Raw genomic sequence first — 13,193 nt, 5'->3', positions numbered from 1 at the left:
CAGCCAGCCAGCCAGCCAGCCAGCCAGCCAGCCAGCCAGCCAGCCAGCCAGCCAGCCAGCCAGCCAGCCAGCCAGCCAGCCAGCCTAAATAGTATTCTAGCCATCTTTTGGGCTAAACAAACTTCGCAAATAAAATCTACCATAAACTCATCTTTCTATAATCTAAAAACTTATATAGAAAAAATCGCGTTAAATATTCAGCAACATAAAAATAGACAAAAAGCGACAAATTTAACTAGGTATCAAACACTATTTGCACAAGTAATTTTTATTCTAAGTAGTCTGCTATTGGTAAATAATGTATGGGCTTTATCTTTATATTCGGCTCAAACAGAAAAAATGATAACCGGTAATTCGCCGTATATTTTATTAGCTGATGGCGTAACACCATTAACCGATTTACGTCAAATTATGGGGATTAATTTTCCAAATCGTAATGGACAAGGCGGTACTGAATGGATCAGTGCCTGGGATACTGATCTTACCTTGCGAGCACCTAAAGGAATGCATTTCAATGATGTTTGGGCTTTTGCTACCCCTACGGATGGAGTTGCACATAATCCATCAGCACTTAAGGTTGATGATATTGATGGTGATGAAGTTGGCGGTTATGTCACTGGAACAATTAAAGCAACTTGGTTTGAGAATGGTATTCAAATACCTAATGATAAGTTAAGTTGGGAGCTTTGGAATTGTGGCGGACCTTATAAATTACGCGTAGAAGTCTCGAATATTCAGGCCAATACTCAATATGGTTTACCTAGAAATCGTTACTATGGCAGTAGTTCGGTAGAGTATAGGATAATTCCAAATGGGCAAATATGTTATTTACGACCGAATGAAATGACTCACTTTGGTGATCATGATCCAAATGTCTTTAATAATACCTATGGTTTTTCTCGAAGTAGTGGTTTTCCAACAACTGGTTTTCAGAATGCAGCTTTTACCTTAGTCGGTAGCGGATCGGATCAAAGTCGTTATCGTTGCTATACGTCTAATGGTGGTGGCAAAATAAACTTATCGACAATTGGTGGTTTTGGTTCAAATTGTACGATAAATTACATCGCTGAGCAAAAAAGCCAATTTATTCAAAATGGAACGCCAACAATAACAATGGAATATTATAACGGTCGTTATTGGGAATGGTTCGATAATTTTACTATTCCTGTGCCTAAAAAATGGCCTAGGAAAGGAACAGGTAAGGCAATTGTGTTTAGTGATTCAAAGTATGTAAGTATGTCTAGAGGATTTAATGTATTAAGTTTTTGTAGCGGGATAAATAAAGTTACTCAAGCGCAAGCATTGAATAGCGATTTTCGGTTAAAATATTTATATACAACTTCTGAACTGACTAATAATGGTTCTCATTTTATAAGGGCAGTGGGTACATTTATGAGTGAATGGGGTATTACGAAAAACTATGGTGGAGTTTGGCGTCCTGATGGTGATTTATGGACTGCTGAGCTATTGCGAAATCAGTTAGTTTACCGAGTAAGGGGTAAGACAGGTCAAATTGATATTCAGGAGCCAAGATATCCAAGCACAACCGGTGTTTGTCGTGGTGATTAAAATATATTTATTTAATATGAAAAATCTAAATTTATGAATATAGAACAAAAATTAAAATTAAGCCAACAAACTGATTATATCTACTTTTTCCGAGAAGGTATCTTTGCTCAGCTTTATGGCGTATCCCTTTATCTCGCCGTGACTCGGTTAAATTTGGATCTTAATTTGTGCCTTTATAAATATAAAAGTTTATCTAATCAAAAAATATTACGTGCTGGGTTACCAACCAAAAAATTGGAAAGTTTGTTGCCGAATGGTTTAGCTAATTGCCAATTTGGTTATAGCTATAAAAATCTTTGGCATGTCGATAGGAATTCTTATAACCGTTGGTATAAAAAGAATACTTCAGAATTATTATCAATAAATTGCAAAAATAAGCATTCTAAAGATTTTTTGAGTAAGGAATTAATTCCATTATGGTTGACCGAAGAAGAGCGTCAATTTTTGCTTAATTGGCAAAAAGATAAATATGGACAATCAACTGAACAACAGTTTATAGATACGCTACAAAGAAAAATTGTTTCCAGTTACGCGTAGCGTACTGGGGCAATTTTTTCGCTCAAAAAATAAGCAAATAAAACTAAATAACAGGTATAAATTATATTTATACTTTATCTTGATAAAGTACCTTATCAGCATCTCCTATTTATTAATCATAAATCTTAAGAGTTAATAATTATAAACATGTTGTGAATAAAGACTTTTGCACTGCAAAAAAGTAATCTTGATTTTAAGTTATGCAACTCTATGCTATGCTTAACCTAATATTCGATCAAAGGACGTTCCATATGATAAAAGATCCATTTTATGATCGTGAGGCGCAAAAATATGATTCGCCGATCGCCAGCCGTGAGCTGATTTTGGACTATCTCACCAAAGAAGCAAAACCTGCTAATTTAGATAAAATAGCCCAAGCAGTATCAATTAAGAATGATGAACAAAAAGAAGCATTACATCGAAGATTGCGGGCGATGGAACGTGATGGTCAGGTAGTATATACCCGGCGTAAATGCTATGCCTTGCCAGAAAAATTCGATATGGTTAAGGGTAGTGTGATTGCACATCGTGATGGCTATGGTTTTCTGCGAGTTGAAGGTAAGCCGGAAGACTATTTCTTGTCACATGAGCAGATGAAAAAGGTTTTACAAGGTGATGTTATATTGGCTCAGCCAATCAACAGTCAATACCGAGGTAAGACTGAAGCGCGCGTGGTGCGGATTTTAGAACCCCGCACTAATCAAATTGTTGGTCGTTATTTTATTGAGCAAGGCGTTGGCTTTGTGGTGCCGGATGACAGTCGTTTGAATTTTGATATTTTGATCGCAGGTAAACCAAATCGTACTGTCAGAATGGGCTCGGTGGTTGTGGTTGAATTACAGCAACGACCTGAGCGTCGTCAAAAAGCAGTAGGTATTATTAAAGAAGTTCTTGGCGAGATTATGGGAACCAATTTAGCTATCGATATTTCATTACGTAATCATGAAATCCCTTATGAATTTCCTAAAGTGGTTGAAAAAGAGGCTAGCAAATTTAGTGAGCAAGTGCCAGAAAGCGCTAAAAAAGGCCGTAAAGATCTACGCGAGTTGCCGTTAGTAACCATTGATGGTGAAGATGCCCGTGATTTTGATGATGCGGTTTATTGTCAAAAAAATCGTGGCGGTGGCTATCGATTATGGGTAGCAATTGCTGATGTGAGTTATTATGTTCGCAACGGTAAAGCTTTAGATAAAGAGGCTTGCTTACGAGGTACGTCAGTCTATTTTCCATCACGAGTGGTGCCAATGTTACCAGAAGTGTTATCTAATGGCCTTTGTTCTCTCAATCCACAAGTTGATCGTTTATGTTTAGTCTGTGAAATGACAGTGTCAAATAAAGGACGTTTAACCGGTTATCAATTTTATGAAGCAGTAATGAACTCTCATGCACGCTTAACTTATACTAAGGTTGCCAAAATTTTAGAAGCTGATAAAGAGTTACGTGAGCATTATCGAGAGTTAGTACCTCATCTTGAAAATCTTTATGGGCTTTACAAAGTGTTAGATAATGCCCGAGTTGCTCGTGGCGCGATTGGTTTTGAGTCAGAAGAGCCAAAATTCATTTTTAATGCAGATAAACGTATTGAGAGTATTGAATTAGTCCAGCGTAATGAAGCACATAAAATTATTGAGGAGTGTATGATTTTAGCCAATGTTGCTGCGGCAAAATTGGTCATTAATGCTGAAATTCCGTCTTTATTCCGCGTGCATGATAGACCGGATGAAGATCGCATGAATAATTTACGCAGTATTTTAAGTGAACTTGGTTTATCACTTGGCGGTGGTGCAAATCCAACACCTAAAGATATTGCCAAATTAATGGTTGATGTTGAAGCAAGACCCGATCATGAGATGTTACAGACTGTAATTTTACGCTCAATGAAGCAAGCAATTTATGATCCCGAAAATCGTGGTCATTTTGGCCTAGCGCTTGACGAATATGCCCATTTCACGTCGCCAATTCGTCGTTATCCTGATTTATTATTACATCGTGCTATTAAATGGGTACTGGCGAATGAACAACATAAAACCAGTAAAACTGGTGGGCATCGTTATACCACTAGCGAAATGCTTTATTTTGGTGAGCACTGTTCGATGACTGAGCGCCGTGCGGATGAAGCTGTTCGTGATGTGGTTGACTGGTTAAAATGTGATTATATGCAAGATCATGTTGGCGAGGTGTTTAATGGAACTATTTCGAGTGTGGTTAACTTCGGCTTTTTTGTTCGATTAGATGATCTGTTTATTGATGGTCTGGTACATGTTTCGTCGCTAGAAAATGATTATTATATTTATGACGCATCGCGTAATCGTTTAATTGGTGAAAATACTCGCTTTACATATCGTTTAGGTGATAAAGTTCAAGTAAAGGTCGAAAATGTTAATCCTGAAGAACGTAAAATTGATTTTTCATTGGTAGACAGTGATAATAAGCCACAACGTCAAGGTAAAACAGCAAAAGATAAAGCGAAAAAAGTCGATATTGAAGCTGATTTACCAGTAAAACGCAAAAGTAAGAGTCGAGCTGAAAGCCAAAAGAAAAAAGCGAGCGAGGCGGTAGAGGCAAAAACAAAAAAACGCACTAAACCTAGGGCAGCTAAAGCTACGGCTAAAAAAACATCTAAATCAGCGTCGACCGCCAGCAATAAGAGAAAAAAGAGTAAAAAATAGATGAGTGAGACAGTTTACGGTATCCATGCGATTGAAGCTTTGTTAACGCGTGCGCCTGAAAGAATTATTGAAGTTTTTATCGCTAAAGGCCGAGAAGATAAGCGCCTAAATGCCCTTGTTCATGAGTTAGAACAGTTGGGTTTAGCGGTGAAAGTGACCAATAGACAGTACTTAGATGAAAAAACCAGAAATGGCGTGCATCAAGGTATTTTGGCAATGGTTAAACCAAACCGTGGTTATCAGGAAAATGATATCCCATTATTGATGGAACAACATCCCAATCCGGTTATTTTAATTTTAGATGGTGTGACAGACCCACATAATTTAGGTGCGTGTATTCGCACAGCTGACGCTGCAGGCGTGAGTTTTATTATTGTGCCTAAAGATCGCTCAGCACCACTTAATTCAACTGCCCAGAAAGTCGCATGTGGTGCGGCTGAGAGTGTACCCGTTGTTAGAGTGACAAATCTTGCTCGAACTATGCGGATGTTACAAGATGAATACCAAGTTTGGATTGTGGGCACCGCTGGCGAAGCGACAAGTACACTTTATCAAACCGATTTTTATAAAAATTCAAACGCCTTGCCACTGGCATTAGTAATGGGCGCAGAAGGTGAGGGTATGCGTCGATTAACCAAAGAGCATTGCGATGAGTTGGTGAGTATACCAATGGCGGGGATTGTTTCTTCGCTTAATGTGTCGGTTGCCACTGGCGTTTGTTTATTTGAAATAGTTAGACAAAAAAATAGATAGTAAGAGTTATAACATGTTAGGATTATTGAAAAAACAGAGTGAGCCAACGCTTTCAGAGCGAGATTTGAATGGACGTAATCATGTCGGTTATCCGACTATGCAATTATCTCGTGAAATTGATAAGTTAGTTAAAGCAAAATACGCGCCAATTAAACGGATCGTTAAATTCTACATAGCTATGCTATTTTTTAAATGGGGCCCAAGTGTTATCAATACTACGTTATCCGATGAACAGTTGGCTAACTTGTCAGGTCGCAACGTTCAAATGGTCTATTTGTTGTTGTTCCGAGACATGTTAAGACATATTTCAAGCTTAGCTAAATTAAAGCATTTTGCCGAAGATTGGCCAGAACAATTTGCTCAAGAGATATTAGAAAACTGCAACATGCTTAGCGACAGTGATGATGTCGATATTGCCAAAAAAGAGGCGTTATTCGCTAATACCCAGCTATTTGATATTGATAATACGATCGATCCTGATCACTTAGAAAACACCGTCATTCCTGATTGGACGATACCTTTGGCAGAGTTGATTATGTTAAAGCCGGCGACGATTTATCATTGTCACCATCCTTTGATGGCGGTGATTTTGAAAAAGAAAAAATGATTTAGCCTATCATTTATTCAATTTTATTTAGTGGCAAATGCATAATTTTTTGATTCATTTGCCATAGATTTGCCTTCCGTATGGCATAGTTAGTATGCCGTTATTAATATATTCTCCTGCCTTTAAATCACCTTATTATTTAAAAAAACACCGCCATCTCAACTTTAACTACCTAATCCATAATTAATTTTTGCAATGATTATTTGCAAAAATACCAACTAGGTATGTCACTATCACTCACTTATACTAAATTTATGAAGTAAATAGGTGAATGATTTTATGCGAACAAGAACAATTGCAGTATTTAGAAAATTCATATCTATTGATTATCCATTAACTATTGATACATTGTCGGAAGAGTTTCAGATAAGTACTCGTACAATGCGAAATGAGATACGAGAAATAAATGATTTTTTACATAAAAGAGCGTTGCCACTTATCTCCTCAATCCGTAATAAAGGTTTTATTATCAAGGGTACTAATGAACAAAAGCAATTAGTTAAGATTGCCTTACAACAATTACCCGTTTCCCCCATTTTAAGCAAAGAAGAACGTCAATTTGATCTATTGTTAGCTATTGCTTTTTCAGTTACACCTATCATTTTAAGCCAAAAAGAGAATAGTTATTATGTTTCTAAAAGTGTGTTAGACGAAGATATTCGTAAACTTAAATTGCGTTTAAAAAAATATGATATTGAGTTGGTGAGTCAACCTAAATTAGGAATGCAATTAGTTGGATTAGAACGTTCAATTCGTTTGATGATGTATGAGGTGATAAATCAATATGCCAGTAATCTCAATTATGAGCAGCCGTTAAAAGAGTTAAATTTAATTCAACAGTTGTTATTTAGTTACATTCCGCAAATGTTGATTAATAAATTATTTGAGCTTGCTGAACAAACAATGAGCCAAGTTCATGATGAAATTTATAAACAGCAAATTGTTATTTTTACTGCAATTTGGGTTATTCGTAATCAACAACATCACCATCTCACTAAGATTCGATCTGATTTTATTCATAATGATTCCGGCAGTATTAATCAATTTATTCGGTTGGTTTGTCAGCACGCAGCTTTACAAGTTAGTCGTCAAGAACAGCAATATATCATTTATATGTTAGAGACCTTTAATACTAAGGATATCAATAATTCTATTGATTGGTTAAATGCGCAATTATTGGCGATTAAATTGGTCAATTATGTTGAGGAAAAGACACAAATTCCGTTTTCTATTAAACAAGAGCAGTTATACGAAAATTTATGTAAGCATTTAGCCGGGTTAATCGCACGGGTGAGCAATAATATCCATATTATTAATCCGTTATTAGATAATATTAAACAGAATTATGGTGTTATCTATTCGGCTATTGCACAATTTATCCAAAATCTTGAGACCACTTTAAGCAATAAAGTATCTGAAGATGAAGTTGCTTTTTTAACCATTCATTTTTCTGCTTTCGCCAGTGAGATCAACCAAGAGCGAAGTTACTATTTTAAAGCGGTGGTCATTTGTGATCACGGTATTGCGACCTCTAATCTTTTAGCTCAATCACTTAAAGAATTTTTCAATATCGAGATTTTGGCTATTTTGGCTCGTAATGATCAGCATTTATTGCAGCAACTTGATTTCGATTTGATTTTTTCGACTTTTCCATTATCACATTATGAACATCCTGTTTTGGTGTTAGAACCCATATTAAAAGAAAAAAATCACCCTATCATTACAGATTTTTTAGCTAAAAACCGTGATCACCAACGTATGGTTAATCACTGCACTGATGCCACTGATCTTTTTTATGCTTTAGTGAATTTAATTGAAGAGAGTGGCGGAGTGGTGTCTGCACCGATTTATAACCAATTGGAGAAGTGTTTAGCTATTAATAATCTTAAAATCAATAAAAGGAAAATCCAACCTATGTTGAAAGATATTCTTACCGATGATGACATTATATTGCAACAAACTTGCTCTAATTGGCAGCAAGCTATCACTTTTGTTGCTCAACCGCTTTTGCAGAAAAACTATATTTCAAAAAATTATGTCGATGCCATGATTAGCTCGCTTGAACAATATGGTCCGTATATCGTTATCGGCAAAAATTTGGCATTAGCGCATGCTCGGCCTGAAGATGGTGTTAATCAATTAGGACTTAGTGTGATGACCATGCGTGATCCTGTCGATTTTGGTAATCAGGATATGGGGCCAGTTAAGATTATATTTTGTCTGGCGGCTATCGATTCCTTTTCTCACCTCAATATTATGCGCAGTTTGATTGAACTGATTAATGATGAAAGTAAGCTTGATCGCTTATTAATGTGTCATTGTGTCTCGCAATTTAAAGCGATTTTATTTAATGAACCAACCCCAGCTTTAACTTAATAAGCTATAGGAGGATCCCCGATGAGTCAGTTATCTATTTTATTTGTTTGTGGTGCCGGTCTTGGTAGTAGTTTTGCTGCCCAAATGGCAACTGAAGATGTACTAAAAGCTAAAGGTATTGATGCCAAGTTAGATCATACGGATATTTCTTCTGCCGCGTCGATGAATGTCGACATTATTATTACCGCAGAAAATTTTCGTTCGCAATTTGCTAAATTTAATATTAGTGACCACACCTCGATTGTATACCTAAAAAATATCGTTTCGAAGTCGGAAATTGATGAAAAATTAAGTCCGGTCTTACAAGAGAAAGGATTGCTTTAATAAGCAAAAAGGAGAGCATTATGAACGTAATTAACTTCATTATTGATAATATTCTAACTCAAGCATCTATCACAATTAGTTTAATTGCTATGCTTGGTCTTATTCTGCAAAAAAAATCGGTAGGGCAAACCATATCAGGAACACTAAAAACCCTACTTGGTTTTCAAGTGCTCAATGCCGGATCAAGTATTATTGTTGGTAGTTTGAGTTATTTTGGTCAAATTTTTACAGCTGGCTTTGATATGCAAGGCATTATTCCTTCCATTGAGGCAATCAATGGTCAAGCCATGAATCAATTAGGTTTGGGTAGAGATATTGCCTTAACCTTTTTAATGATATTTATTTTTAATATTTTAATTGCCCGTTTTACTCGTTTTAAATATATCTTTTTAACTGGCCAGGCTATTCTTTGGATGGCAACCATGACAACCGTGTTCGGTAGTTTCGCTGGTCTTTCAGGTGTGAGCTTGATTTTAGTCGGTGGTGTTATTGGTGCACTTTTTGCCGTCTTTATGCCAGCGATTGCTCAACCTATTATTCGTAAAGTTACTGGTTCGAATGATATCGCACTTGGGCATTTTTGTACTATTGGTTATCTGTTCGAAGCGGGTGTTGCTTATGTTGTTGGTGAGAAAGGGGAAAATAAACGCTCAATTGAAGATATAAAATTACCAAAATCGTTTGAGTTTTTACAAGATACCTATTTATCAGTTATGGTGGTAATGCTGCCTTTATATATTATCACCGTGCTTTTTGCGGGTGAAGAATATGCTTCGACACTATCTGGCGGTCAAAACTATATCATTTATGCATTTACTCAAGCAATCATATTTGTAGTTGGTATTTATGTGTTGTTAGCCGGAGTTAGGTTATTACTGGGTGAAATCGTGCCAGCTTTTAGAGGGATCGCCATGAAGATTGTTCCTAATGCAATACCTGCGCTTGATTGTCCAGTGTTTTTCCCCTATAGCCCTAATGCCGTTATTCTTGGTTTTATTACTACCACTATTGGTACGGTAATTGCGATGTTAACTTTACCTTTCTTTGGCCTTGCGATGATTCTTCCTGGCATGCTAACTAACTTTTTTGCTGGTGGTACCGCGGGGATCTTTGGTAATGCCGTAGGTGGACGTCGTGGCGCTTTAATTGGTGGAATAGCCCATGGGATATTTATCACTTTATTACCCGCGCTGTTAGTCACTATCTTTAATCAAATGGGATTTGTTAATGCCACGGCGACTGATGTGGATACCGTTACGGTGGCCTTGCTTTATGCTTGGATTTTGAGCCCATTATTGAAGAATTTTTAATTAAGAGGTGACCATGTTTAACTTTTTTAAAAAGAATAAACCATCTGTTCAAATAGAAGCATCAACTCTAAGAGAGCTTACAGCTGATGAGATTGCTCAAATTGAACATCAGATTAATGAACTCAAACAACAACTTACCCATACCGATAATGTTCAATTATTGGCCAGTTGTAATGAACAAATAGGAATACTGTATAACCAGTTAAGGCGTGTTGATTTGGCTATGGAGTATTTAGAAACCAGCATGCAACAAAAGAGATCAATTGGTGAAGGATATAAAATCCTAATGAGTTTGTATAACCATAAACGTGCAGAGGCAGCAAAATCAGGATCAATTACCGATATCGACTTTTGGATGAATAAAATGGATGAAATGCGCAATATTGCCAAATTAGCTACAATTCAACGAAATTAAAGGAAAAAGTTATGTACACTACACTTAAAGCGGTAACCGAATTAGCGACTAAACTTAATTTTACTGTTGGCGCATTTAACACGCATAATTTAGAAATGCTACCCGATATGCTTCGAGCGGCGAAAGAGGTTGGCGCACCGATTATTATCCAAACAAGTGTTGATACCGCTCGTTATATTGGTTTTAAAGTCTTGGTCAATACCATAAAAGCCATCGCTGATGAAGAAATTGTCGATGCGGTTTTGCACCTTGATCATGCTAAAAATTTTGATGATATCAAACAGGCGATTGATAGTGGATTTACCTCGGTTATGTTTGACGGCTCATCCTTACCGTTTAAAGAGAATATACTAAAAACTCGAGCTGTGGTTGAATATGCCCATGCTCGAGGTGTGTCGGTAGAAGGCGAGCTTGGTACTATAGGTGGCACCGAGGAGGGCATTCACGTTGAAGTTAACGATAAAGTTTACACTAGACCTAGTGATGCTTTGGTCTTTGTACAGGCCACAGGAATTGATGCTTTAGCGGTAGCAATCGGGACTAATCACGGTCAGTTTAAATCGAAAACTGAAGTCAACATTCCGTTACTTAAAGAGATTCATGCAATGGTTGATATTCCATTGGTTATTCATGGTGGTACCGGTGTGAAGGAGGAAGATTACCCTGAGCTGATTAACAACGGCATTCGTAAATTCAATGTCGGTACAGAGTTATTAGTTAATTGGACACAAGTTGCTAAAGATCAGTTTGCTCAAACTGAAGTTAATAAGTCGCTAAGGCATAATGTGATTCCTGCTAATCAAGCAGTTAAAGATATTGTCAAACATAAAATGAGTTTGTTTCTCAATGTTAATCATCGTATTAACTAAGGTAATCTTATATGTCCAAATATCTGATCTTACTTGCTGGTTGTCCTTGTACCGGAAAAACATATTTGATCCATCTATTGCAGCAACAATTCACCAACAGTTTGCTGTTGACGCCCGATGAAGCAAAGGAGTTGTATGCCGACTCCGTTGGGTTTAATTCACTTGCTGAGAAAAATGTCTTAGAACAAAAAGTTTGGCATTTTTATTACGGGGTGTTGCAGTGGTATATGGATGCTGGCAAGAAGATCATTATTTCGGAATATCCATTTAGCGATAAGCAAAAAAATCAGTTAAACGATTTTGCTAATCGCTACCATTATCAGGTAATAACCATTCGCTTGGTGGCTAATTTTGATATTCTTTGGCAACGCCGATATAAGCGTGATCGCTCTTTAGAACGTCATTTATCGCATATTATGACCCACTATCATTATGGCGACGAATTAGCTGATCGTAATCTTGCCGATGATTTGATAACCAAAGAAAAGTTTTATCAAATTTGCCATGATAGACAATATGATAAATTTGCATTAGGGACATTGTTTGAAATGAATGTAGATGATTTTAGTAAAGTAAATTATGCTGATTTATTGAATAAATTGAAAAAGATTATCACCTAATGAAATATAGAGGACGAATTACCTTTAGCCTTTAAGCATAAATTATTTCTGGCAATTTGATATCCCAAGGTTGATTATCAATCTTGGCCAATTTTTGGCAGGCAAATGCGAGCCCAATGGGTAATATTTGTTGTTGTTGATAATTAGCCAGCATTCGGTCGTAATAACCACCTCCCATTCCCATACGATAACCTCGCTCATCAAAAGCAACCAATGGTGTAAAGACGATATCGAGTTGCGCAAATGGTATGACATTATTGACATTAAGTTCTGGTTCAAAGATGCCAAAATGATTTTTTATGAGTGGTGTATTTGCGGTGTAATTTAAAAAGAGTAGGTGATTTTTACAAATTGGATGGGTAATTGGTAAGTAGACGGATTTGTTTTGTTGCCATAAATATTCAATAATCGGTTTTGTATCGACTTCCCCATCAAATGACAAAAAAATAGCGATGTTTTTAGCTTGATTTAAAGCTGGATGAGTTTCAATTTTTTGATAAATAATTCGCTGCGCATTATTGCGTTGTTGTGGAGATAATTCACGTCTTTTTTGACGTATCGCTTGCCGAATATTCATTAGTTATCTATTGAAAAAGAGAAGAAAGAATCACTCCAAGATGTCGTTAGGGTCGTAACCCTTGAACCCAAGGTTCAAGGTGAATAGCATGTTTTAATTTTTAGGTTTCCTAATTAAATTAGGCATACTCACCAATTAAAAATCACACCACTCTAAATTAAAGAATATTGGCTCAGGGGACTAACCCTTATCCCGAACATCTCAGAGATAATTAATATAATACAAAATTTAGAAAATCATACAATAGTCTTTGTTGAATATTTACGTTAAAGCTAACTAATTGTTGGTATTTAAAGCGGAATCAAGTAACTGCTGTAGCATTTTTAATCTATTAGCGAACTCGTCGCTTTTTTCTTTCTCTTTCGTTAGTTCATAAGATATATTTAGCGCAGCAGTCATGATTAGTTGATCACTACCAACTTGTGGTGATTTTTCTCGTAAGTTTGTTAAGCGTGCATCTAAATCTTTAGCCGCATTTGTGAGTGCGTCAACTTCTTCGACAGGGCAATTAAACTTTAACGTTCGCCCAAAAATCTGAACCGTGACAGCTTGAGTTTCCATATTTAA

At 36.6% G+C, this 13,193-nt stretch carries 13 protein-coding genes and 1 other RNA gene; 11 read left to right on the top strand and 3 right to left on the bottom strand.

What is annotated here, in order from left to right:
- The first annotated feature begins 288 nt into the window (after positions 1 to 288).
- From H3U96_RS10130 to H3U96_RS10080, 11 genes are all read left to right on the top strand, one after another.
- Positions 289 to 1,569: a hypothetical protein gene (locus H3U96_RS10130; protein WP_198196498.1), complete on the top strand. Its 1,281-nt coding sequence runs from the start codon at positions 289 to 291 to the stop codon at positions 1,567 to 1,569.
- Between the two features lie 33 nt (positions 1,570 to 1,602).
- Positions 1,603 to 2,106, top strand: a complete 504-nt coding sequence (locus H3U96_RS10125) for a hypothetical protein (RefSeq protein ID WP_198196496.1) — start codon at positions 1,603 to 1,605, stop codon at positions 2,104 to 2,106.
- A gap of 251 nt (positions 2,107 to 2,357) precedes the next feature.
- Positions 2,358 to 4,775 (top strand): ribonuclease R, encoded by a 2,418-nt coding sequence (rnr, locus tag H3U96_RS10120; protein ID WP_198196494.1) that lies wholly within the window; start codon positions 2,358 to 2,360, stop codon positions 4,773 to 4,775.
- A complete protein-coding gene (rlmB, locus tag H3U96_RS10115; protein ID WP_065650974.1) occupies positions 4,776 to 5,528 on the top strand; it encodes a 23S rRNA (guanosine(2251)-2'-O)-methyltransferase RlmB in 753 nt (250 codons plus the stop codon).
- A gap of 13 nt (positions 5,529 to 5,541) precedes the next feature.
- Positions 5,542 to 6,135 carry a hypothetical protein gene (locus H3U96_RS10110; RefSeq protein WP_198196487.1) on the top strand — a complete coding sequence of 198 codons (594 nt, stop codon included), beginning with the start codon at positions 5,542 to 5,544 and terminating at the stop codon, positions 6,133 to 6,135.
- A 279-nt stretch (positions 6,136 to 6,414) separates the two neighbouring features.
- The gene (locus tag H3U96_RS10105; RefSeq protein WP_198192951.1) at positions 6,415 to 8,511 is read left to right on the top strand and encodes a PTS sugar transporter subunit IIA; all 2,097 of its coding nucleotides are present in this window, start codon (positions 6,415 to 6,417) and stop codon (positions 8,509 to 8,511) included.
- 21 nt (positions 8,512 to 8,532) lie between these two features.
- On the top strand, positions 8,533 to 8,835 hold the full coding sequence (locus tag H3U96_RS10100; protein ID WP_034882681.1) for a PTS sugar transporter subunit IIB: 303 nt from the start codon (positions 8,533 to 8,535) through the stop codon (positions 8,833 to 8,835).
- Between the two features lie 20 nt (positions 8,836 to 8,855).
- Positions 8,856 to 10,145, top strand: a complete 1,290-nt coding sequence (locus H3U96_RS10095; protein ID WP_086320981.1) for a PTS sugar transporter subunit IIC — start codon at positions 8,856 to 8,858, stop codon at positions 10,143 to 10,145.
- Between the two features lie 13 nt (positions 10,146 to 10,158).
- Positions 10,159 to 10,560, top strand: coding sequence for a hypothetical protein (locus tag H3U96_RS10090; protein ID WP_198196485.1), 402 nt, complete (start codon positions 10,159 to 10,161; stop codon positions 10,558 to 10,560).
- 11 nt (positions 10,561 to 10,571) lie between these two features.
- Positions 10,572 to 11,429 carry a class II fructose-bisphosphate aldolase gene (locus H3U96_RS10085; protein WP_198196483.1) on the top strand — a complete coding sequence of 286 codons (858 nt, stop codon included), beginning with the start codon at positions 10,572 to 10,574 and terminating at the stop codon, positions 11,427 to 11,429.
- An 11-nt stretch (positions 11,430 to 11,440) separates the two neighbouring features.
- Positions 11,441 to 12,049: a zeta toxin family protein gene (locus H3U96_RS10080; protein WP_198196480.1), complete on the top strand. Its 609-nt coding sequence runs from the start codon at positions 11,441 to 11,443 to the stop codon at positions 12,047 to 12,049.
- A gap of 31 nt (positions 12,050 to 12,080) precedes the next feature.
- Here H3U96_RS10080 and H3U96_RS10075 read toward each other — a convergent pair whose 3' ends face one another.
- The 3 genes from H3U96_RS10075 to zapA form a co-directional block, all read right to left on the bottom strand.
- Positions 12,081 to 12,626: a 5-formyltetrahydrofolate cyclo-ligase gene (locus H3U96_RS10075; RefSeq protein ID WP_198196478.1), complete on the bottom strand. Its 546-nt coding sequence runs from the start codon at positions 12,624 to 12,626 to the stop codon at positions 12,081 to 12,083.
- 28 nt (positions 12,627 to 12,654) lie between these two features.
- A non-coding RNA gene (ssrS, locus tag H3U96_RS10070) (6S RNA) lies at positions 12,655 to 12,837 on the bottom strand.
- Between the two features lie 65 nt (positions 12,838 to 12,902).
- On the bottom strand, positions 12,903 to 13,187 hold the full coding sequence (zapA, locus tag H3U96_RS10065; protein WP_034903801.1) for a cell division protein ZapA: 285 nt from the start codon (positions 13,185 to 13,187) through the stop codon (positions 12,903 to 12,905).
- Positions 13,188 to 13,193: the final 6 nt, after the last annotated feature.

Origin of the sequence: Gilliamella sp. M0364 (assembly GCF_016100565.1) — a bacterium.
Classification (GTDB): domain Bacteria; phylum Pseudomonadota; class Gammaproteobacteria; order Enterobacterales; family Orbaceae; genus Gilliamella; species Gilliamella apis.
Note: the sequence above shows the minus strand (reverse complement) of the source record. Positions and strands in the feature narration are given on the sequence as shown.

What these genes read in the sequence shown, in the direction of transcription:
- H3U96_RS10125 (WP_198196496.1), top strand. Translation starts at nt 1,603, where the DNA reads ATGAATATAGAACAAAAATTAAAATTAAGCCAACAAACTGATTATATC.
- rnr (WP_198196494.1), top strand. Translation starts at nt 2,358, where the DNA reads ATGATAAAAGATCCATTTTATGATCGTGAGGCGCAAAAATATGATTCG.
- rlmB (WP_065650974.1), top strand. Translation starts at nt 4,776, where the DNA reads ATGAGTGAGACAGTTTACGGTATCCATGCGATTGAAGCTTTGTTAACG.
- H3U96_RS10110 (WP_198196487.1), top strand. Translation starts at nt 5,542, where the DNA reads ATGTTAGGATTATTGAAAAAACAGAGTGAGCCAACGCTTTCAGAGCGA.
- H3U96_RS10105 (WP_198192951.1), top strand. Translation starts at nt 6,415, where the DNA reads ATGCGAACAAGAACAATTGCAGTATTTAGAAAATTCATATCTATTGAT.
- H3U96_RS10100 (WP_034882681.1), top strand. Translation starts at nt 8,533, where the DNA reads ATGAGTCAGTTATCTATTTTATTTGTTTGTGGTGCCGGTCTTGGTAGT.
- H3U96_RS10095 (WP_086320981.1), top strand. Translation starts at nt 8,856, where the DNA reads ATGAACGTAATTAACTTCATTATTGATAATATTCTAACTCAAGCATCT.
- H3U96_RS10090 (WP_198196485.1), top strand. Translation starts at nt 10,159, where the DNA reads ATGTTTAACTTTTTTAAAAAGAATAAACCATCTGTTCAAATAGAAGCA.
- H3U96_RS10085 (WP_198196483.1), top strand. Translation starts at nt 10,572, where the DNA reads ATGTACACTACACTTAAAGCGGTAACCGAATTAGCGACTAAACTTAAT.
- H3U96_RS10080 (WP_198196480.1), top strand. Translation starts at nt 11,441, where the DNA reads ATGTCCAAATATCTGATCTTACTTGCTGGTTGTCCTTGTACCGGAAAA.
- H3U96_RS10075 (WP_198196478.1), bottom strand. Translation starts at nt 12,626, where the DNA reads ATGAATATTCGGCAAGCGATACGTCAAAAAAGACGTGAATTATCTCCA.
- zapA (WP_034903801.1), bottom strand. Translation starts at nt 13,187, where the DNA reads ATGGAAACTCAAGCTGTCACGGTTCAGATTTTTGGGCGAACGTTAAAG.